Genomic DNA, 21792 nt, shown 5'->3' on the forward strand with positions numbered 1-21792 from the left:
CTCGGTGGAAACGCCGGGTCAGTTCTCAGTGGCAATCAACACTACTGTCTCTGTTGTGACTGAGTTGCACAGAAAAGTCTTTCAATCAACACGACAAGCATACGATTTGACTAATGTCAAATGATGGTGCCAATTGTATTTGAGAGTAAGAAGAGTTTCCATAAGGCATTGTTACACAACATAAAAAGAAAATCTCTTATGAAGGCATCTATGAGTTCGCACTTCAATTTGTGGGTCAGCAGTTAAGGAAACTGCAGATGAAATCAAATCGGTGACAGGCAGACTTCGACAGGATTGTCAGCTTACGAAAAGGCGAGGGCGGCTTCTGGTATGACAAGCGGCGATGCGCCTCCCAGTGTTAGCCGGTCTACGAAGCTGAGGGATGCTTTCAAATCGCCCCAACATGAGACGATAGGCGTCAGGCTTGTCGTGGGCCATCGGCTTCCCTGTCTGGATGCCCATTCGTCATGCACCAACCTGTTGCAATTAGTCTGATCGTATTGACCCTTTTGTTTACAATGAACGCATATGGCGAAGGCTTTCGCTCATTATGTCCAGCTGTCGGATGTAGTAGTGCCCCGAACAGCACTCAGCCTATACCGGCGCTTCCGCTACGATGCGCTCATTTGATGTCATGCCGGGACCGACGAATGGCTCTTACCTTTCCGCTGCTTCCACCTCCGCAGAAAAAGAGGTCGCCGCCATCGGATTCAAGTCCCGATACTCCGGTTCCGTCCGGCATGTCCAAACGTTCTAGCACGGCACCCGTTTTCTGATCGATGCGGCGAATATCGCTCCCGGTGTCTTCCCACGTACCGTGCCAAAGTTCGCCGTCGACCCAAGTGACGCCGGTGACGAACCGATCGGATTCGATCGTGCGCAGTACTTCTCCTGTCTCGGGGTTCACCTGATGTATCTTTCGAGCACGATGCTGTCCGACCCAGAGCGAACCTTCTGCCCAGGCCAGGCCGGAGTTTCCGCCATTTCCGGGAGCCGGTATTGTGGCGACTATCTCCCCGGTCTTGGGGTCGATCTTTCGGATGACGGAATCACCGATCTGGAACAAGTGCTCGCCGTCGAACGCGGTTCCCGCATCGGCCGCGACGTCGAGCGAGCGCAGGATCTCCCCGCTTTCGGGGTCAAGAGCATTCAGTTTTTTGCCCGTTGCAAACCAAACTTTATTGCCGTCGAAGCTGACCCCGGCCACATCATCTGCATCGGGGAAGGGGCCATATTCACGGATGATTTCAGCGGTTGAGTGTTTCATGTCTTCATCCTAACTGTAAATCTGTGTGGCGGGGAGCAACAAGCTTGTCGGGAATCCAGGCACACTCGCCGCGATCCAGCGGCATGCTCTTCCGCGCCCGAACGTCTCGACCTTGTTGTCGCGGGCAAGCTCTTCGAGTGCTCGCTGCACCGTACGCGGGCTCACGTTCAAGGCCAGCGCCAATGCCGAACTCGACCAGGCTTCCCCATCGCTGAGCAAAGCTAGGATTTGGGCACGGTCGCCTTCTACGTGCGGCACCAGCACGGCGACATTGCGCGTGGTGTGAGGTTGCAGAACAAACCCGTCCCTGGTTGCATTCAGTGTCGCCAGCGGTTTGACGGCCTCACGCAGCCGGGCAACTTCAACACGCAGGCGCGCGCGGTGTGACGCATCAGCTTGCCGCGCGTTGAAAGCGCGTTTGAGAAGCGTCTCACGTGCTACATCCTTCGGCCAAGCTTCCGCCAGAGCGCGCATGAGTTTAAGCAGCACCGGACGAGTGATGAGTGGAACTATTGTTGTCCCTCCACGCACCACATTGCGGCAGGTATCCACTATGAGTGTATCGGACGCCAAAAGCCTTTCGATGTCTTCGAGATGGAGCAAACGCTCTTTGCCACAGGTTACCAAGCGAGCTGCTGGCGCGCCGAATGCTTGTGCTGCCCGGTCGACCTCGGTCGAGAGCGCCGGAATACGTGCGTCTGTCGCCGCCTGTCTTGCCCGTTCCAGAGCTGCTTTCGCCGGTTCGGTCCTGATGCGGCGGATGGCTATGCCAGCCGCCACTAGTTCCCGACCGGCCAGCGACGCGCGAGGCAGAGCGCTGTCATCCAATTGACTGAGCAATGCTTCGGCTTCATCAAGACGGCCGATCAGGAGAAGGTGCCGGGCTTCGAGATAGCCGGCGTGGGCCGCGTTGCTGCGGTCACCGAACGCTTGAAGTGCCGACCGGGCTGCATTGAGCCTTTGCAATGACCGGCCGAGATCACGCGAAACAAGTGCGATTTCGGCTTCGGCAACGGCGCAACGCGCACGCGCTACAATTTCTTTCGAGCCGAAGCTGCGCGCCGCGCTTCGCAGCAGTCCTCGGGCACGCACGAAGTCGCCGAGTTGCGCCATTGCGATGCCGCGCAACGCCAGTGCCGGCGGATCGTCGCGTAGTGCAACCCTTTTCAGGGCAGCGAGGGGGTCGCCTGCCGAGAGAGCGTTTGCAGCGGCGGCGATCAGCGGGTCCATTGAAATCCCGTCATACTTGTAACTCTCATGATCCCCTCCATCCGAGCTAGCTTGATTGTATCGCAACGGCTGGAAACGGCAATTCGATGGGAGAAGCAGAAATGCCAAGGCGCACCTTAACAGAAAAAGTTGGTTCGTCGTCCAAGCTGACGAGTGATGCGTCCGGTTGGATTGGGCTCGCCGCCACCCCGACATTCGCGCTGATGGCGTGGATGTCTGCAGTCGGCTCGCAGGACATAATGATGTGTTCTGGCGCATCGACCTTCGTCTCCGTCAACAGTATGGCCGTGATGTACGTGTTGATGAGCCTCTTTCACCTACCGCCGTGGATGAAGCTTTTTGCCGCCCGTTTCCAACTCCCCAATACCAAACCATAGGAGACTCACAATGCAACACGCTGTTGTTTCACATGATGACTGGCTGACCGCTCGCCGGGATTTCCTGAAAGCGGAGAAGGAGTTGACGCGTCTTCGCGACAAGGTTGCCCAGCAGCGGCTCGCCTTGCCGTGGGTGCGCATCAACAAGGAATATGTCTTCGACACGCCGGACGGCTCAAGCACGCTGGCAGATCTCTTCGATGGCCGGTCTCAACTTCTGGTGCAGCATTTCATGTTCGCGCCGGGATGGAAGGAAGGCTGCCCCAGCTGCTCCTTCATGGCTGACCACACCGATGGTATGAACAAGCACCTTGCGCATCACGACGTCACCATGATCGCCGTCTCCCGCGCGCCGCTTGCCGACATTGAACGTTACCGCAAACGTATGGGCTGGGAGTTCAAATGGGTGTCGTCGTTTGACACTGACTTCAACTACGATTTTCGGGTGAGCTTCTCACCCGATGAGGTCGCCAGCGGAAAAATTGACTATAATTTCGGCGAATGGAAGGAAAACGGTGAAGAATGGCCGGGCGTCAGCGCCTTTTACAAAGACGATGCGGGCGAGGTCTTCCGGACCTACTCCACTTATGGGCGCGGCGTCGAGGTAATGATGGGCACTTACAATATGCTCGATCTCGCTCCGAAAGGTCGCAACGAAGCCGGAGGCATGGACTGGGTGCGCCGTCACGATCGCTACGGGCAATCGCTCCATAAGGCATGATAACCGGACGGCAAAGAGAGAACGAAGCACTAGCCGGAATCCGTTGGAGTTCCGGCTAGTGCCTTTCGCCGTTATGGCACCGCCTTCTCTTTTAAACTGTTCAACAACGGCCCCTGTGAACATTTGAGTATTCAGGGCTCGGGGAGCAAACTCTGAACGCAGATCAAGCCGACGCCGTATTCTTGGAATTGGCCGTTTAATGTGTTTTTGCTCGGATATTGTCTTCGTATGAATACATGAACCATCTTCTTGATAGTCCAAGTTTTCTTCTGCATTCCCTTATGTCAGGTTGCTTCGGCTTATTGTCATGGTTTCTGTTCTTGTGCCGATCCTGCAACATTTTTATCTCGACGCAATGCGAGTTTTCGCACCACGACGTAGAATATCGGCGTCAGGAGCAGCCCGAACAACGTGACGCCGAGCATGCCGGAAAACACGGCTATGCCCATGACATGCCGCATTTCGGCACCCGCTCCTGTTGCGATCACAAGTGGCACGACACCGGCAATGAAGGCGAGCGAAGTCATCAGGATGGGTCGAAGTCGAAGCCGTGCCGCCTCTAGCACCGCATTTAACGGATCGACGCCCTCATTTTCCTTCGCTCGCGCGAACTCGACGATCAGGATCGCATTCTTGGCAGCAAGGCCAACCAGAACGACGAAACCGATCTGAGTAAAAATGTTGTTGTCGCCACCGGTAAGCCAGACTCCGACAATTGCCGAAAGGAGAGCCATCGGCGCGATCAGCAATACAGCAAGCGGTAATGACCAGCTATTATACTGGGCAGCCAGAATGAGAAAAGCGAGTAGAACGGAAAGTGGGAAGATATACATTGCCGTGTTTCCGGCCTGCTTCTCCTGATAGGCGAGCTCCGTCCATTCGAAGGCCATGCCGGATGGCAGGGTTTCTGTCATGATGCGTTCTATTGCGGCTGTTGCCTGTCCGAACGAATAGCCGGGGGCCGGACCGCCGCTGATATCAGCTGATGGAAAGCTGTTGTAATGCATGACACGATCCGGTCCCGAACTATGCTGGATCGTCAAAAGCGCCGACAACGGAATCATTTCGCCCGCCATGTTGCGCACCTTCAGTCGGCCAATATCTTCCGGGTGCATCCGGAAAGGCGCATCTGCCTGGACAACCACCCGATAAGTCCTGCCAAAACGATTGAAATCATTCACATAGAGAGAACCAAGGTTCACCTGCAGCGTTTCAAAAATTGTGTTGAGGGGCACACCTTGCGATTTGGCTTTCACCCGGTCGATATCCACCTGAACCTGTGGCGCATTCATCTGGAAGCTTGCAAGCATGCCCGCGAGTTCCGGTGCCTGCATCGCCTTGGCCATGATTGCCCCTTGCGCCCCGGCAAGCGCTTCAAGCCCCAGGCCGGCCCTGTCTTCGATCTGGATTTTGAAACCTCCAGTCGTACCGAGGCCAGGAACCGGCGGTGGCGGAAATATACCGGCAAAACCATCAGGTATCTGGCTGAACTTGCCCATCAAGCGGCCTGCTATGGCAAAGGCGGACAAGGAGGGATCGTTACGTTCGTCAAAGGGCTTGAGCATCGTGAACATGACAGCAGCGTTCGGGATATTGACCATGCCATTGACCGAAAGCCCCGGGAAAGCGACCACACTTTCCACGCCGGGTTCGGCAAGTGCGATCTCTGACATTTTCTTAACCACCGCCTCGGTTCTGTCGAGCGACGCTCCCGTTGGCAGCTGCGCAATACCAACGAGATAATATTTGTCCTGAGCCGGAACAAATCCGCTAGGTACAGTCTGGAACCCCATCCATGTCATGCCGAGCAGGCCAGCATAGACGAACAGGACGACCGCGCTCAACCTCAAGGCCCGTCGCACCGACCAGACATAGGCAGTCGATGCACTGTCGAAGAACCGGTTGAAGAGCCTGAAGAACCAGCCGAACAAGCCGTCGATCACCCGTGTCAGGAGATCACGTTTGACGTCGCCGTGATGCGGCTTCAAGAGCACACCTGCAAGCGCAGGAGAAAGTGTGAGGGAGTTGATTGCCGACAGGATGGTCGAAATTGCGATTGTAAGGGCGAATTGGCGATAGAACTCACCTTGCAGGCCGGACAGAAATGCGGAGGGGATAAAGACCGCCGAGAGCACAGACGTAATGGCAATGATTGGTCCCGTCACTTCGTCCATAGCCTTGCGAGCAGCTTGCTTGGGCGTTTCGCCGAGCGCGATGTGACGCTCGACATTTTCGACGACGACGATAGCGTCATCGACCACAATTCCGATGGATAGCACCAAGCCGAACAGAGATAGCGTGTTCAGCGAGAAACCGAACATATACATGAGGGCGAATGTGCCGACCAACGATATCGGCACGGCGACCAAAGGAATGATCGAAGCACGCCAAGTCTGAAGGAAGAGCACGACAACGATTACGACCAGGACAATGGCTTCAAGCAATGTCATCACGACAGCCTCAAGGGAGGCTTTCACGAAGACTGTGGGATCATAGGCAATGCGATATTCGATCCCTTCGGGAAACCCCTTCTGCAGTTCTTCCATGGTGCCGCGAATGGCACTGGCTACATCAAGTGCGTTGGCGCCGGGGCTCTGGACGATCTGCATCGCCAGTGCCGGTTTTCCATCGAGAAGACTGCGTAGAGCATAGCCGTCAGCCCCTAGTTCGATTCGTGAAACGTCCCGCAACCGGGTAACCTGACCATCAGCGCCGGTCTTGACGACGATATCGCCGAACTGTTCCTCATTGGATAACCTGCCGAGTGTATTGACCGTAACCTGAAGTGCAGCCGAGGCATCTGGTTGTTGGCCTACCGAGCCTGCGGCTACCTGGGCATTCTGCTCCTGAATTGCTGCCACGACGTCCGAAGCGGTCAGACCGCGGGCGGCCACTTTCGCCGGATCAAGCCAGACCCGCATGGAGTATTCACCAGCCCCCCAGACAAGCACATCGCCTACACCCGAGATACGCGCAAGCTGGTCGCGTACCTGCAAGGTGGCGAAATTCGACAGATAGAGCGGATCATAGCGATCATCGGGTGATACGAGATGAACCACCATCAGGATATCGGGCGAAGTCTTTTGCGTCACCACGCCGATGCGCTGAACCTCCTGCGGCAGACGCGGAAGCGCGCGTGAGACGCGATTCTGCACCTGAATTTGCGCCATGTCAGGATCCGTGCCCTGCTGGAACGTTACGGTCAACGTCATACGTCCATCGGTGGCAGCCTGCGAGCTCATATAGAGCATATTCTCCACGCCATTAATGACCTGCTCCAGCGGCGCGGCGACCGTTTCGGCGATCACTTCAGGGCTGGCACCCGGATAGTTCGCCGTAACCTGCACCGTTGGAGGAGTTACCTGCGGATACTCACTCAAGGGCAGCTTCAGGAGTGTGAGCCCTCCACCAATCAACATCAGGACAGAGAGGACAACCGCAAAGATCGGGCGGTCTACGAAAAAGCGCGGGATGTTCATCGATGCGCCTCCCGAACACCTGCTGCAGCCTGGGCAGCTTCGCCCTGCTGGTTGGAGAGCATCGGCACTATCTGCGGATCGACTTCCATTCCGGGGCGAACGAGCCCCTTGATGATGATTTTTTCACCGGACTTGAGCCCCGCAGAAACAACGCGCATTCCGTCGATCATCGGCCCCAGTTCAATCGGGCGGTACTCTGCCTTATTCTCCGCTCCGAGTACCAGCACATAGCGTCGCCCCTGGTCGACGGCAATCGCCTGCTCATCAATGAGTACGGTTTGGGTCGGTTCGGCAGTCACGAGCTTCACTCGCACGAAAAGGCCAGGAGCCAGCCTGTCGTCGTAATTCTGAACGATTGCACGGGCTCTGATCGTGCCTGTGCCCCGGTCGATGCGGTTGCCGAGAAAATCGAGTTCGCCGACAAGCGGGTGGCCATTATCGGTCATCAAGCCGACCTTAACCGGAAGCCTGTCCGCTTCGCCCTCCGTCACGGATGCGCGTCCACGAGCTGCGAATTCCAGATAGGTTGCTTCATCGATATCGAAATAAACATAGAGTGGATCGGTCGAAACAATCGTGGTGAGAAGCGTGGCAGCCCCCGCATTGCCGCCGGTAACGAGATTGCCTTCTGTGACAAGAACGCGATCAACGCGACCGGCAATCGGTGCTGTGACACGCGTGAAAGACAGGTCGAGTTCTGCAGCTGCAATGGCAGCCTTGACGATCTCCACCTGAGCCTTGCGTTGCCGAAGTGCAGCCCTCGCATCATCAAAGGTCTTACGCGATACAGTCCCATTCGGAGCCAGCGCTTCAGCGCGTTTGAAATCGACCTCAGCCTGATCAAGCAAAGCAATAGCCTGCTGCAATTGAGCTTTGGCTGCATCCAATGCGACCTGGAACGGCCTTGCATCAATCTGGAACAGAAGGTCGCCGGGTCGAACAAGGCCGCCTTCAGGAACGCTGACGCTAACTATGGCCCCACCTACACGTGGACGCAGGTCAACTGTCCTTGTTGCCTCGGTATGACCGGTAAACTCTACGGATGGGGCAACATTGCGTGTGACGACCTCGGCAATCGGTACTTGGGGAGCAGGCATTTGAGCGGGCTGTGCGGCTGCGGATGAAACAAGCGAGAGGAATCTTTGGGTATATGGCTCGATATCGTCTCGATAGACCGCATAAAAGGTACCACCAACGATGACGGCGCCGGCCAGGAACAGGGCGGCGGCTCTATTACTCATTCTCGTTCTCCTTCATAGGGCCGCAGCGTCTGCCAGCGGGACATGACGACGGTCATTTGACGACCTTGCTGTTTCCAACGGTGGAAAGGTCAAGGCCCTGAGAGTTATTTTCCCAAGGAGAGTATTGGTGGCAGCTGCAACCTCGTTTGGCGGCCAATCTCGCGCATTGTTTCGCCAATATTCCGGGAAAGAGAAGAAGCGATTGATCAAACGATGCTGCTCTTACATGTGAGGGCCGGAGCCTTCGCACTGTTCGTGATCGGGTTCACGTCCCTGCGCAAAAAAAACGGCCTTGACCTTACAAGTGTTGGAAGCTGCAGGCTGACAAAAATTCCGCTCAGAACGCCAGTCGATTGTCGGCCGAACTGGGAACGAAAGCACGTCCACCGAGTGAAAGGCCCATATATGACGCACACCAGTACGCCACGCATTCTCATTTACACAACCCCGACTTGTCCGGACTGTCATGCCCTTAAGCGCTGGCTCTCCGAGCAGGGGCTTTCCTATGAGGAGCGCGACCTCAGTGAGCCGGAGATTGCCGAGGAAGCCAAAGCGCGCACAGGGGTTCGGGTGGCTCCGATCACGATTGTCGGTTCCGAAATTTTCTACGGAACATTCGTGCGGCAGAAGCCAGGTTTGCTCAAGGCCCTCGGATTGAATGATGGACTGTAAGGAAAGCCGGATGACCAGAAGAATCGTTGATATACGACAGACACGGACCCGACTGGAAGTCTTGAACGGACAAACAATCCTCGAAGCTGCACTCGCTGCCGGTATTTCCTATCCTCATGGCTGCCGATCCGGTCGCTGCGGCTCATGCAAATCGCGCCTGATCGAGGGTGAGGTTCAATTGCTTCAGCACTCGCGCTTTGCACTGACTGAGGAGGAGAAATCCGACGGCTTGATCCTCGCGTGCTGCGCATTGCCGCAAACGGATGTCGCTGTCGCGTGGCTTGTCAGCGACGAAAAGGCCGTGGAGGCTCCGCGGCGTCTTGATGCGGTCGTGACCGGGCTATATGACCTCACGCACGACATCAAACTGATACGAATTGCGCCTGCAGATGGCTCGTCTTTGCCGTTTACCGCCGGACAATATGCCTAGATCAGATTTACCGGAACTCCGGTGCGCAGCTATTCCATGGCCAACCGTGTAGGTGAGGGCAGTCTGGAATTTCACGTTCGCCGCGTCGCAGGAGGTATTACGTCCGAACACATACACGGCGCGCTGAAGTCTGGTGACAAAGTTGAACTCGAATTTCCCCTTGGTTCCTCCTATCTGCGCCAAAATCATTCCGGTCCGATGCTGTGCATCGCTGGCGGTTCCGGCCTTGCGCCGATCAAGTCGATCGTTGAGACCGCCCTTGCTCACGGCATGAAGCAGCCGATCCATGTTTATTTCGGAGCACGCAGCGAATGTGATCTCTACCTAGTCGAGCATTTTCAGTCCTTGGCCGAACAGTATGCCAATCTTACCTTTGTGGTGGTGTTATCCGAGGCAGAAGCGACACAGTACCGCTGTGGTTTTGTGACAAAGGCGGTTGCCGACGACCTGATGGACCTTGATGGGTGGAAGGCCTATGTCGCCGGCCCACCGGGAATGGTTGACGCTGCCATTCAGCTCGCCTTGGCGCGCGGATTACGTGGTGAGGACATGCATGCCGATGTGTTTTTCACGCCCGATGACGGGCCTAACCAAACACCAGCCCAGTGAACTGGATCAAGGATCAATCCTGAGAGAGTGCGAAGGGAGAGAATTCATATGTGCAATAGGTTCGACTGTTACCCGGAGCCAACCGCTCAGGAACTACTCTCGGATCCCATAATCCGCGCTGTCATGGCTGCAGATGCTGTGGATGAAAACCAGTTGCGAGGCTTGCTTGAACAGATGAGCCGGCAGCAGGCGGCGAAAACTCAGAATATTGCTGCTCGCCACTAAAATCGCTGTGCAAGTCGACGAAGTGGACAACGTGATGATAGAGCGCAGGTCTGGATCAGATTTGCGCCCTTTAACTTTGCTCCGAAAGCCGACCTGTTCGAAACCTTTTCACTTTTTCCGAGATGCGTTCCAGACAGGACAGCCCCATACCGATGATTTCCGGCGGAGAATAATACTGAAATAAAAAGCCGCCGCTGCGTATGGTCATGATACGCGGCGGCGGTTCCAGGCAGCTAGTCGCTGTGATCGGCGATTCATTTCTTCATCATGGTATCCATGGAGACTGTAGAAGCCTTTGTCGAAGGGCTGCTCGGCAAAGGGCTTCTACATTGCAGACATATCGTGACAGTGCATGGATTATCCGTTGTCATCTAGCCTTGTGCGATCGCCATGCCCGCGCTGATCGCAAGCACATCCGTGATGAATATCAGCGCGATCTTGTTCCTATTCAGTTAGCGGTTGCGGGATAACCTGCTTCCTCGAGAACCTTCAAGACAGACGCCAGTGTCGCAGTTGTTTCGACCTTGACCGCGCGCTCTGTCGGATTGGTGTCGACCTTAGCGCCGGAATCTACCGATTGGATCGCCATAGTTACAGATTTGGCGCACCCGCCGCAGGTCATGCCTTCGATTTTCAATTCCATGAGATTTCTCCTTGTTTGGGTCTCATGACATGCAAGGTGGTTCTTCCAACCGTGGAAAGGTCAAGCGGAAAAAACAAGAAAAATATCATTGACCTTCCCACGGTTGGAAGAACCATACTTCGACTGAACCTGAATTTCGGAACGAAAAAGGAGTCAGCTATGAATGCTCTTGTTAGAACTCCAGAGACGAAGAACGCAGCAATTTGTCTACCCAATAAAGGCGATACTTGCACGTTCCAGATCGGCTCTCGCGAAAATGCTCTTAAGGCTTTGCCGGCCTGAAGATTGCGGGAGTGATTACATGAATATTGGACAAGCTTCTAAAGCATCCGGCGTATCAGCCAAGATGATCCGCTACTATGAGCAGACCGGCCTCATACCTGCTGCCGACCGAACAGCTTCCGGCTACCGCGACTATTCGGACACAGACGTGCATATGCTCCGTTTCATACGGCGAGCCAGAGATCTCGGCTTCTCCGTTGCGGAGATAGGCGATCTTCTCGGGTTATGGCGTGACGAGACGCGACAGAGCGCGGTAGTCAAACGTTTGGCACAAGTTCATATCGACGAACTCCAGAAGAAGATCGCCGATCTGCAAGACATGACCCAGACACTCACGACGTTGGTCAACGCCTGTCACGGCGACCATCGCCCCCATTGCCCGATTCTGCAGCGGCTCGAAACCGATCAGGATGATGAAGACCTTTCGGTTCAGCCGCGTAGTGGTGCTATTGCCCGCTTCATGCAGTGAGACTGACGCCACTGCGACAGAACCCATGAACGCCTTGCGTCTGCCGTCATTGAGAACCTCGACTGGAGCGCCTTCATCGACCGCTACGACCGACCGGAGACGCTGTTTTATCTCGATCCGCCGTATTGGGGCAGCGAGGACTGTTATGGGAAGGAGTTGTTCAGCCGAGGCCAATACGAGGTGATGGCCGAGCGCCTCGGTCGCATCAAGGGTCGCTTTATCATGTCCATCAACGACGTGCCGGAGATCCGATCGATCTTTTCGGTCTTCGACATCGAAGATGTGGACCTGACCTACGCAGCGGCTGACGGTAAGGGGAAGGTGGTCAACGAACTGATAATTAGCGGGAGGGCTTAACGGCCCCTTTAGTGGGGCTTCAATGAACGTTCCGCTCAGTTCTTTGAAATCGTAAAACTGTTGTCATTCGATTTTGCGCGCTACACGACGATGATTGCTATTTGATTGCTAGCGTCAATGTGGTGAAAACGAAAACTGGCTAAATCATTGATTTTATGGTGCCGCTTAGGTGACTCGAACACCTGACCCCATCATTACGAATGATGTGCTCTACCAACTGAGCTAAAGCGGCCCGGAACATTACATTCCAATTTCCCGAAGGAAGCCAACCGTTTCCGGTTGAACGGTGCGCTGATAACCAAAAGCATGAAGGAAAGCAAGGCCCAAATCAAACAATCTCGTTGTTTGTTCAAAAGCTTTCACAACATGTATACCGCCAGCGTCAGGCAGGGCGGAAATCAACCGGTTTTTACAGCAGGCATGCGACAATGACCCGTTGAGTGTGAAACGCTGGAACCACACCAGCCTTTAAGCTGGCGCGGTTCCGTGACCATCAAAGAATCAAACGCCTGTGCAGAGACGCTGGCGGGCGTCGTTATATTCACGCTCCAGCCGGTCGACCAGTTGCCCGGCAGGTGCCACTTCGTGGATGGCGGCGATACCCTGACCGCAGCCCCATATATCCTTCCAGGCCTTGGCGCCTTCCTGCTGAGCCTTGTCGAAATCCATCTTGGATGGATCGGCTTCCGGTAGGTTTTCCGGATCGAGACCTGAATTGGCGATCGACGGCTTCAGATAATTGCCTCCGATGCCGGTGAAGTAGTTGGAATAGACGATGTCGGATGAATTCGAGTCTACGATCATCTGCTTGTAGGCATCTGTCGCGCGCGCTTCGGTCGTGGCGATGAAGGGCGAGCCGATATAGGCGAGGTCGGCGCCCATGGCCTGAGCGGCGAGGATCGATCCGCCATTGGCGATGGCGCCCGAAAGGAGCAAGGGGCCGTCGAACCAAGAACGGATTTCCTGCACAAGCGCGAAGGGCGACAGCGCACCGGCGTGGCCGCCAGCACCGGCAGCGACCGCGATGAGGCCGTCCGCGCCCTTGCGGATTGCTGAATTAGCATGGCGGTTGTTGATGACGTCATGAAGGACGATACCGCCATAGGAATGGATTGCCGCATTCACTTCCGGCACAGCGCCGAGCGAGGAAATGACGATCGGCACCTTGTATTTCACACAAAGGCCGAGATCGTGCTCAAGGCGCTTGTTGGAACGGTGCACGATCTGGTTGACCGCGAAGGGCGCGGATGGCCGATCCGGATTGGCCTTGTCGTAAGCGGCAAGTCCTTCTGTGATCTCTGCCAGCCACTCGTCCAGTTGTGCTTCAGGACGGGCATTGAGTGCGGGAAAGGAACCGACGACGCCTGCCTTGCACTGCGCCATGACCAGAGCCGGATGCGAAATGATGAATAGGGGAGCACCAACCACCGGGATGCGCAGTCTGCTTTTCAGGATATCCGGCAAGGCCATCTTCAATCGTCCTCCATGATTGACGTTTCCGTAAACGTAATAGTTTTAGCATCTCCTCGCTCAACGGCAATATCAAAAGCGCGCGAGCCGATCTATCAATACAGGTCGCCCGCGGTTTTCCGAGAATCTTGACAGGGAGTGACGGAAACCAGCTGATTGGGACATTCTTGATGCATGGACACTCCATGGTTAGCAGAATTGCCCGGAGGGGAGGGAATCGCCAGCCTACTTCGGGATGTCTCGTTCATTCGCATGGGGCAGTTCGGCGCTGTAAAACCATACGGATGGGGGAAAACCGCAGTCAGAGTTAATATTTGGTGTCTCCGACATGCTTATTGGCTAGTCAAAGCGGGTGATGAACAGCTAAATGCCTTGATTCAGACGTTAATTTCGCTGAGGCTTATGAAATCGTCTGCATCGGAGACCGCTTGCTCCTGTTGAGGGCGTGACGAAACGGCGGGAAGAACGAACAAGGGAAGAGCAGCCTTTGGAAAGTATTGAGCGCGCGATCAGGAATGCATTTGCCAAGGCGGATGCGCATAATCCGGCGACCCGCCAGCGAATCTATGAATCCGCTTGGGGTGCGCATGAGCGCGCTCTTGCGGCAAATACCGCGCTCAGCGATGTGCAGAAGGAACAGCGCCGCCAAAAGCTAAAGGACGCGATCTCGCACATTGAACAGGAATTCAAGACCGGTGGTGACAAGACTGAGCGTCACGACCCGTCACTTGATGCTCCGCACAGGGAAGATCCGATCCTTGGCGGTAAGGCGGAAGAGGCATCGCCTGCGCTCGATACCAGCGACATCCGTGCGACCTCGCGGCAGAAGAAGCGCAGCAATGCCGATCTCGGTTATGAGGGCGGCGTTTCGCGTAAGGACCGCAGGAAAAAGAAACGTCATTCACCTTTCTATAGCTATGGTATTCCGGCGCTTGTGCTCGCTGTTGCCGCTTTCATCGGTTATTCGCTCTATAACAGCTTTATCGATTTGAGCCGTGGACCGGCGAACAATCCGCTGCATAGCGATGGCAGTATTGCGCCTTTGAAAGAAGGCGAAGAGCCTGGCGGATTGAAATGGATCACGATTTTCCAGCCGTCTGAGGCAACACGAATGTCCGTCAAGGGACGTGCGACGGCGGAAATCAGGCAGGAAGGCACACGCAGTTTCGCACGTGTACAATCTTCCGGTACCGAAGATACGGTCACATTCGATGTGGGCGAAGGCATTTTGAACCAGCTGGAAGGCAAGAAGGCGACCTTCGACATTGTTGCGCGAGCGGATGATGGCAAGACGACCCAGATGTCAGTCAATTGTGATTTCGGCGGTCTTGGCGATTGCGGGCGCAGGCGCTACGACGTTCGCGATTCCGTGAGCGACTTCCTTTTCGATATGGATATTTCGTCCGGCCAGAAGGCAGGTCGCGCCGGCACGATCACGGTCAACTCGGATTTGAGCGGTTCCGGCAAGCCGGTCAATATCTACGAAATCCGCGTTTCAACGGCGGCTGAATAATCAGCTCAGCAGCTTTTCCAGCGTTTCAAGCCGGTCCGCTTCGCGGGGCGGCTTGTCCCAGCGAAGCCGTGAGAAACGCGGAAAGCGCATGGCAACGCCGGATTTATGGCGCGTGGAGCGGTTGAGACCCTCGAAGGCAACTTCCACCACCAGCCCATGATTGGGCTCGGCGCGGACAGATCGCACCGGGCCGAAGCGCTCGGTGGTGTTCTCGCGCACAAACTTGTCCAGCAGCTTCAATTCTTCGTCCGTAAAGCCGAAATAAGCCTTGCCGACCGGCACCAGCACTGGCTCGTCTTCCGGTCCCGTCCAGACGGCAAAGGTGAAATCTGAATAATAGCTGGAGCGCTTGCCGTGCCCACGCTGGGCATAGACGATCACGGCATCGACGGTGAAAGGATCGCGCTTCCATTTGAACCAAGGTCCTTTCGGGCGTCCGGGCAGATAAGTGCTGTCGTGGCGCTTTAGCATCACGCCTTCGATGACGGGATGGGGTGGATTGGCGCGAAACTGCGCCAGTTCCTGAAAGTCAGCGAAAGGCAGTATCGGCGAAAGATCGAACCGGCGGGGGTCGAGCTTGCCGAGGAATTTTTGCAGGCGGGCACGGCGTTCGGAAAAGGGCAGGGCGCGCAAATCGGTGCCGGTCTGCTGGTTCCCTTCCTGCAACAGATCATAGGCCCGCACGAAAGCCGGATAGTCGTGTAACTGTTTTGCACTCACGGTCTTGCGGTTCAATCTTTGCTGGAGATCGGAAAACGTGGCGGTTTCTATGCCGGTTTTGCCGTGATGACCGACGAGCAATTCGCCATCGATTGAACCTTCGAAATCCATAGCCTCCAGAATGTCCGGGAATGCGCCGGAAATATCGTCACCGGTGCGTGAATAGAGACGGCGCACGCCGTTTTCCGCAACGGCCTGAACCCGAATGCCGTCCCACTTCCACTCGGCGCTGTAAGCGGATGCATCGAGCGAGGGGATTTCAGCTTCATTAAGCGCTGTCGCCAGCATGACGGGGCGAAACGGTGCGGCTGCGGTGGCAGCAGGTTTTTCGCCACGGCCTTCCAGCCAGGCGAAAAGCACCTCATAGGGCGGTGACTGGCCGTGCCAGAGTTCCTCGATTTCGACAACGTTGACGCCGCCGAAATCAGCAAGAGCCTGTTTGGCGAGGCGGGCCGAAACCCCGATGCGCAAACCGCCGGTGACCAGCTTCAACAGTGCATAACGTTCCGAAATGCCGAGCAGATCGAGCCATCCGGCCACAAGCATCGGGCCTTCGCGGCGCGAAGCATTCTGCAACTCGTGCACGACGATGCCAAGCGGCAGGTTGGCTCCCGGAGCAGTTTCACTAGGGCCGGGCCAGATGAGCGAAATCGTTTCGGCGAGGTCTCCAACATAATCATAGGAATAGGCAAAGAGTGTGGGATCGGTGCGCTCGGCTATCAGTGCGCGCAGCATGGCGGGCTTCACGCTTTGCAGTTCGAGATCACGCGTGATTGCCGCCAATGCCAGACCGCGATCGGGGTCGGGAGTAGCACGGAAATAGTCAACAAGCAGCCGAAGCTTGCCGTTGCGCTGCGGTGTCAGAACCAGCCGATCAAGAAGTTCAGCGAAAGCACGCATCAATCGCCCTCATCTTCATAGCCGACGAGATGCAGCGGCTTGGCTGGTATGTTCTGCAGTTCGCACCAGCGAACGAGCGCTTCCTCGCGCCCATGTGTGACCCATACTTCGGCGGGTGCAATTTCCGTAATTGTCGCCGTCAGTTCATCCCAGTCGCAATGGTCGGAAATGATGAGTGGCAGTTCCACGCCCTGTTGTTTGGCGCGCTGGCGGATGCGCATCCAGCCGGAGGCGAAGGCTGAAATGGGATCGGGAAAACGCCGCGCCCAACGGTCGGAAAAAGCCGATGGAGGACCGACGATGATCTTGCCTGTAAAATCCGGCTGCGCCTCGTCACGCTCCACGGTTGCCGGTTCGAGCGGACCGAGATCGATACCTTGTGCCTGGTAATAATCGCAGATCTTTTCCAGTGCACCGTGAATATAGATCGGTTCCGAGTAGCCTGCATTGCGTATGAGTTTGATAACCCGCTGTGCCTTTCCCAGTGAATAGGCGCCGACAAGATGTGCGCGTTCAGGAAATTGCCGGATTGATTTGAGAAGCGTCGCGATCTCGTGTGACGCATCAGGGTGACGGAACACCGGCAGCGCAAAGGTTGCTTCGGTGATGAAGACATCACAGGCCACCGGCTCAAAAGGCGCGCAGGTTGGATCGACTGCGCGCTTGTAATCGCCCGAAGCGACAATGCGGGTTCCATCTTTTTCCACCGCGATCTGGGCCGAGCCGAGCACATGGCCCGCGCCATGAAAACGGACCCGAACACCGTTGATCGTCAGGGTTTCACCGAGGCCAATCGGTTGTGTGGTTTCGGCGAAGTTCGCGCCGTAGCGTAGCGCCATGATGTCGAGCGTTTCGGGCGTTGCCAGCACATGGGTGTGGCCCGAGCGAGCGTGATCGGAATGCCCGTGGGTTATGAGCGCGCGTTCCACTGGACGCACGGGGTCGATGTAGAAATCGCCGGGCGGGCAATAAAGGCCTTTGGGAGAGGAGCAGAGAAGCTGGTTGAAACGCATGGTTTGAAGATAGGTCACGAAGTTCGCCCCGAAAAGAGAGGGAGCTTGCGTCTGCTGACAAAATGAGAACAAAAGTGAACAAACACCTTGGCGGCTTGCCTTGCTGCGATTAGATTGACGGCGTGACACTGAACCTGAAACCCGCCGCCGCATCTGCCGCTTTTCCCTTGCCGGACCGTTTTCTCGAATGGTTTGCGGCCAAGGGTTGGTCGCCGCGCGCGCATCAGCTTGAGCTTCTGGCCCGTGCAGAACAGGGCCAGTCGACGCTGCTGATCGCGCCGACCGGTGCGGGTAAAACGCTGGCCGGGTTTCTGCCGGCGCTGGTGGACCTGGAACGAAATGGCCGTAAAAAGCCGGGTATGGCGAAGCGCGGCGTGCATACGCTTTATATCTCGCCGCTGAAGGCTCTGGCCGTCGATATTCATCGCAATCTGACGGTGCCGGTCGAGGAAATGGGTCTCGACATCTCAATCGAGACCCGGACCGGCGATACGCCTGCGCACAAACGCCAGCGGCAGAAGCTGGCGCCACCGGATATTCTACTGACGACGCCAGAGCAGCTTGCACTGTTGATCGCTTCCAAAGGCGCGGAACAATTCTTCAAGGGTTTGCGCTACGTGGTGCTGGACGAATTGCATTCGCTGGTGATTTCCAAGCGCGGACACCTTCTGGCGCTGGGGCTGGCACGGCTGCGCCGCCTGCAACCGCAATTGCAGACCATCGGCCTTTCCGCAACGGTGGCTGAGCCCGATGAACTGCGCCGCTGGTTGGTGGAACAGGACAGCACCGGGCCGATGGCCGGACTTGTGACGGTGGACGGCGGAGCCAAGCCGGAAATCACCATTCTCGATTCCGACGAACGGGTGCCATGGTCAGGCCATTCGTCACGTTATGCCATTCCTGACATTTACGAGGCGATCCGCCAGCACCGCACGACGCTTTTATTCGTCAATACGCGCAGTCAGGCGGAGATGCTGTTTCAGGAACTGTGGCGGGTCAACGAGGACACGCTGCCCATTGCGCTGCATCACGGTTCGCTCGATGCCAGCCAGCGCCGCAAGGTCGAGCAGGCCATGGCCGCCAACACATTGCGGGCTGTGGTCGCGACTTCGACGCTTGATCTGGGGATCGACTGGGGTGATGTCGATCTGGTCATTCATGTCGGCGCACCGAAAGGGGCGAGCCGCCTTGCGCAGCGCATTGGCCGTGCCAATCACCGCATGGACGAGCCAAGCCGTGCCATTCTTGTGCCCGCCAATCGCTTCGAGGTGATGGAGTGCCGCGCCGCACTCGACGCCAATTATCTGGGCGCGCAGGATACGCCACCCCTGATCGACGGGGCGCTGGATGTGCTGGCGCAACACGTGCTTGGCATGGCCTGTGCCGAGCCTTTCAACGCCGATCAGCTTTATCGTGAAGTGCAGAGTGCTGCACCTTATTCGAACCTTCCGCGAGACACGTTCGACCGTATTCTGGATTTCGTGGCGACTGGCGGCTACGCGCTCAAGACCTATGAGCGGTTCGCGAAAATCCGCAAGACCGTGGACGGCACGTGGCGGGTGTCCAATCCGCGCATCGCGCAGCAATATCGGCTCAATATTGGCACGATTGTCGAAGCGCCAGAGCTGAATGTGCGGCTTACTCGTGGCGGCAAGGGTGGAAACGCGCGTGGCGGACGTGTTCTTGGTCGCATCGAAGAATACTTCCTTGAGACGTTGACGGCTGGCGACACGTTCCTGTTTGCCGGAAAGGTGCTGCGGTTTGAAGGCATCCGTGAGAATGAATGCATCGCCTCCAATGCTGCCGGGCAGGATGCCAAAATTCCTGTCTATGCAGGTGGCAAATTTCCGCTTTCCACCTATCTTGCGGCACAGGTGCGCGCCATGCTTGCCGACCGCACGCGCTGGCAGTTTTTGCCGGAACAGGTGCGGGAATGGCTTGAAGTGCAGCAATGGAAATCCGTGCTGCCTGCAACGGATGAGCTGCTGATCGAAACCTTTCCGCGCGGCAATCGCTTCTACATGGTCGCCTATCCGTTCGAGGGCAGGCTGGCGCATCAAACGCTCGGCATGTTGCTGACGCGCCGTCTGGAACGCATGGGCGCACATCCGCTTGGCTTTGTCGCGACCGATTATTCGCTGGGACTCTGGGGCCTCAAGGATATGGGCGCGATGATCGGCACGGGAAAGCTCAATCTCACCCGCCTGTTCGACGAGGATATGCTGGGGGACGATCTCGAAGCCTGGCTTGATGAAAGCTACCTTTTGAAACGCACTTTCCGCAATTGCGCCGTGATTTCAGGGCTTATCGAGCGCCGTCATCCGGGACAGGAGAAAACGGGCCGTCAGGTTACGGTTTCCACTGACCTGATCTATGACGTGCTGCGGACCCACGAGCCGGACCATATATTGTTGCAGGCGACGCGCGCGGATGCGGCGACCGGACTTCTGGATATCAAGCGTCTTGGCGACATGCTGGCACGCGTGAAAGGTCATCTTTTGCACAAGCCGCTCGACAGGATTTCACCGCTGGCGCTGCCTGTGATGCTCGAAATCGGACGTGAGCGTGTGGCAGGCGATGGCGAGGAAATGCTGCTTGAAGAGGCCGCAGATGATCTGATCAAAGAGGCGATGCAATGAAGACTGCGGTATGGGGCAATGGAGAGGCCTACAGTCTGGCCCATACGGAAGTGCGTGGCGTTGCAGCTGTGTGCGATCCATCCGGTGCACTGTTCCTGCCCGACCTGCATATGCTGATCGTTTCCGATCTGCATCTGGAAAAAGGTTCATCCTTTGCCCGGCGCGGCCAGCTCATCCCACCTTATGACACAGCAGCGACGCTCGACATGCTGGCGCTGGCCATCGCACGCTATCAGCCGCGAACCGTCATCAGCCTTGGCGACAGTTTTCATGATGCCACGGCCAGCGAGCGCCTGCCGTCGCTTTATGCCATCCGGCTGAAGTCGCTTATGGAGCATCGGGACTGGTTCTGGATCACCGGCAATCACGATCCGGATCGCCCGGTAGACCTACCGGGCGATTGTGTGGAGGAACTGGCAGTCGGGCCGCTTGTTCTCCGGCATGAACCATCGCGCAAGGCCGGGCAGGGCGAGATTGCAGGGCACCTTCACCCCGCGGCCCGCATTGTGCGACGTGGTCGGTCGGTGCGTCGCCCTTGTTTTGTAAGCGACGGCGAAAGGCTCATCATGCCTGCTTTTGGAGCCTATACGGGTGCGCTGAATATTCTGGATCGCGCTTTCCGAGGGCTGTTCGCTGACGAGACCCTGCGCGCCTATATGCTGGGACAGGGGAAGGTTTACCCTATTGCGCGCGGTGCGCTTTATGGGGGTTAATCCCTGCGGAACAGAATGCGTCCGAACCAGCCGGTGAAGACGGCAAGGAAAACGGCAAAAAGGCCGTAGAGAAAGCTGTTCTGGTGGGCGGCGTTGTAGATGCTCTGTTCAAAACCAGCCTTGACGATTTCGAGACTGGCATTGGCTTCACGCAAAAAAACACCGTTGCGGAACAGAAGCGCCCGAGCCTTGTGGCGCCCGACCGGCACATTGGCGGGCAGGTTCAATGTGGCGCGAAACAAGGTGCGGGAAATGAACTCCACGCCCCCGATGCGCTGCGTATAGAGGCCCTGGCGGATTTTCATTTCCCGCAGTTCGTTGCCGAATGTCGGGATATTGCCCGACAGGCTACCCGGATCTTCCGGCACGAGATAGAAGTTGCGCACGCCCACCGAAAGTTGTCGGTAGATTTTCTCTTCGGTAATGTCCTGCAGATTGCGGGTAGAGGCCAGCGAGTAGGAGAGCGGCACGCCCATGAAGGTTTCCGAATCCGAATTCACCCAGACACCGAGATAACGGTCCTTCTTGCGCACCACGAGATCGCGCGAGGGGCCTTGTAGCACGACGATGATATCGTAACGGCCTTGTCGTTGGATCATCGGATCGGCATTGTCGAGCGCGCCGAATATGGTGAGGTCAGTGCCGCCGAAATTCGATGTGATGGCGATGGTTTCGGTTGAAAGTCCGATTTCGATGGTTTCATCCGCAGGGTTCTGCAATTGCGGAACCGTGTTGCCGTTGCCGCTGGAATCGACCTGCGCCAGTGCGCTTCCCGTCATTAGAAGGAACATCAATGCGGAGGAAAGCGTAAGGCTCCGCATG

At 56.6% G+C, this 21792-nt stretch carries 16 protein-coding genes, 1 tRNA gene and 2 pseudogenes; 9 read left to right on the plus strand and 10 right to left on the minus strand.

Features of this window, described 5'->3' with window-relative positions; all coding sequences use genetic code 11:
• Positions 1-622: 622 nt before the first annotated feature.
• On the minus strand, positions 623-1267 hold the full coding sequence (locus CES86_RS23470) for a Vgb family protein (protein WP_012093389.1): 645 nt from the start codon (positions 1265-1267) through the stop codon (positions 623-625).
• Between the two features lie 9 nt (positions 1268-1276).
• A complete protein-coding gene (locus CES86_RS23475; protein ID WP_012093388.1) occupies positions 1277-2497 on the minus strand; it encodes an HTH domain-containing protein in 1221 nt (406 codons plus the stop codon).
• Positions 2498-2583: 86 nt separating this feature from the next.
• On the opposite strand from CES86_RS23475, the gene CES86_RS23480 reads away from it, so the two are divergent.
• A complete protein-coding gene (locus tag CES86_RS23480; protein WP_012093387.1) occupies positions 2584-2874 on the plus strand; it encodes a hypothetical protein in 291 nt (96 codons plus the stop codon).
• 10 nt (positions 2875-2884) lie between these two features.
• A complete protein-coding gene (locus CES86_RS23485; RefSeq protein WP_094515553.1) occupies positions 2885-3595 on the plus strand; it encodes a DUF899 domain-containing protein in 711 nt (236 codons plus the stop codon).
• A gap of 305 nt (positions 3596-3900) precedes the next feature.
• On the opposite strand, the gene CES86_RS23490 is transcribed toward CES86_RS23485, so the two are convergent.
• Both CES86_RS23490 and CES86_RS23495 read right to left on the minus strand, forming a co-directional pair.
• Positions 3901-7074: an efflux RND transporter permease subunit gene (locus CES86_RS23490; RefSeq protein ID WP_094515554.1), complete on the minus strand. Its 3174-nt coding sequence runs from the start codon at positions 7072-7074 to the stop codon at positions 3901-3903.
• Complete coding sequence (locus tag CES86_RS23495) at positions 7071-8315, minus strand: efflux RND transporter periplasmic adaptor subunit (protein WP_094515555.1); 1245 nt, start codon at positions 8313-8315, stop codon at positions 7071-7073. Before CES86_RS23495 ends, CES86_RS23490 begins: the two co-directional genes overlap by 4 nt.
• Before the next feature lie 405 nt (positions 8316-8720).
• Here CES86_RS23495 and CES86_RS23500 point away from each other — a divergent pair, with 405 nt between their 5' ends.
• Both CES86_RS23500 and CES86_RS23505 read left to right on the plus strand, forming a co-directional pair.
• On the plus strand, positions 8721-8987 hold the full coding sequence (locus tag CES86_RS23500) for a glutaredoxin family protein (protein ID WP_094515556.1): 267 nt from the start codon (positions 8721-8723) through the stop codon (positions 8985-8987).
• 10 nt (positions 8988-8997) lie between these two features.
• Positions 8998-10026: pseudogene (locus tag CES86_RS23505) on the plus strand (2Fe-2S iron-sulfur cluster-binding protein).
• Positions 10027-10699: 673 nt separating this feature from the next.
• Here CES86_RS23505 and CES86_RS23510 read toward each other — a convergent pair.
• Positions 10700-10894 carry a heavy-metal-associated domain-containing protein gene (locus tag CES86_RS23510; RefSeq protein WP_010659230.1) on the minus strand — a complete coding sequence of 65 codons (195 nt, stop codon included), beginning with the start codon at positions 10892-10894 and terminating at the stop codon, positions 10700-10702.
• A gap of 301 nt (positions 10895-11195) precedes the next feature.
• Between CES86_RS23510 and cueR the strand changes: the two genes are divergently transcribed.
• Positions 11196-11645, plus strand: a complete 450-nt coding sequence (cueR, locus tag CES86_RS23520; protein ID WP_010659229.1) for a Cu(I)-responsive transcriptional regulator — start codon at positions 11196-11198, stop codon at positions 11643-11645.
• Between the two features lie 24 nt (positions 11646-11669).
• Positions 11670-12002 (plus strand): annotated as a pseudogene (locus CES86_RS23525) (DNA adenine methylase); the annotation flags it as partial.
• A gap of 156 nt (positions 12003-12158) precedes the next feature.
• On the opposite strand, the gene CES86_RS23530 reads toward CES86_RS23525, so the two are convergent.
• Positions 12159-12234, minus strand: a tRNA-Thr gene (locus tag CES86_RS23530).
• Between the two features lie 269 nt (positions 12235-12503).
• Positions 12504-13472 (minus strand): NAD(P)H-dependent flavin oxidoreductase, encoded by a 969-nt coding sequence (locus CES86_RS23535; protein ID WP_094515558.1) that lies wholly within the window; start codon positions 13470-13472, stop codon positions 12504-12506.
• 487 nt (positions 13473-13959) lie between these two features.
• Here CES86_RS23535 and CES86_RS23540 point away from each other — a divergent pair, with 487 nt between their 5' ends.
• Positions 13960-14985 (plus strand): hypothetical protein, encoded by a 1026-nt coding sequence (locus CES86_RS23540; protein WP_094515559.1) that lies wholly within the window; start codon positions 13960-13962, stop codon positions 14983-14985.
• On the opposite strand, the gene CES86_RS23545 is transcribed toward CES86_RS23540, so the two are convergent.
• Positions 14986-16605: a cisplatin damage response ATP-dependent DNA ligase gene (locus CES86_RS23545; protein ID WP_094515560.1), complete on the minus strand. Its 1620-nt coding sequence runs from the start codon at positions 16603-16605 to the stop codon at positions 14986-14988.
• Entirely contained in the window at positions 16605-17618 is a 1014-nt protein-coding gene (locus CES86_RS23550) for a ligase-associated DNA damage response exonuclease (protein WP_094515818.1), read from the minus strand. Before CES86_RS23550 ends, CES86_RS23545 begins: the two co-directional genes overlap by 1 nt.
• Before the next feature lie 122 nt (positions 17619-17740).
• On the opposite strand from CES86_RS23550, the gene CES86_RS23555 reads away from it, so the two are divergent.
• Both CES86_RS23555 and pdeM read left to right on the plus strand, forming a co-directional pair.
• Entirely contained in the window at positions 17741-20257 is a 2517-nt protein-coding gene (locus tag CES86_RS23555) for a ligase-associated DNA damage response DEXH box helicase (RefSeq protein WP_094515561.1), read from the plus strand.
• Complete coding sequence (pdeM, locus tag CES86_RS23560) at positions 20254-20970, plus strand: ligase-associated DNA damage response endonuclease PdeM (RefSeq protein ID WP_094515562.1); 717 nt, start codon at positions 20254-20256, stop codon at positions 20968-20970. Before CES86_RS23555 ends, pdeM begins: the two co-directional genes overlap by 4 nt.
• On the opposite strand, the gene CES86_RS23565 is transcribed toward pdeM, so the two are convergent.
• On the minus strand, positions 20967-21791 hold the full coding sequence (locus tag CES86_RS23565) for a TIGR02186 family protein (protein WP_010659221.1): 825 nt from the start codon (positions 21789-21791) through the stop codon (positions 20967-20969). The two genes, pdeM and CES86_RS23565, sit on opposite strands and share 4 nt — an antisense overlap.
• Position 21792: the final 1 nt, after the last annotated feature.

Origin of the sequence: Brucella lupini (genome assembly GCF_002252535.1) — a bacterium.
Classification (GTDB): Bacteria; Pseudomonadota; Alphaproteobacteria; order Rhizobiales; family Rhizobiaceae; genus Brucella; species Brucella anthropi.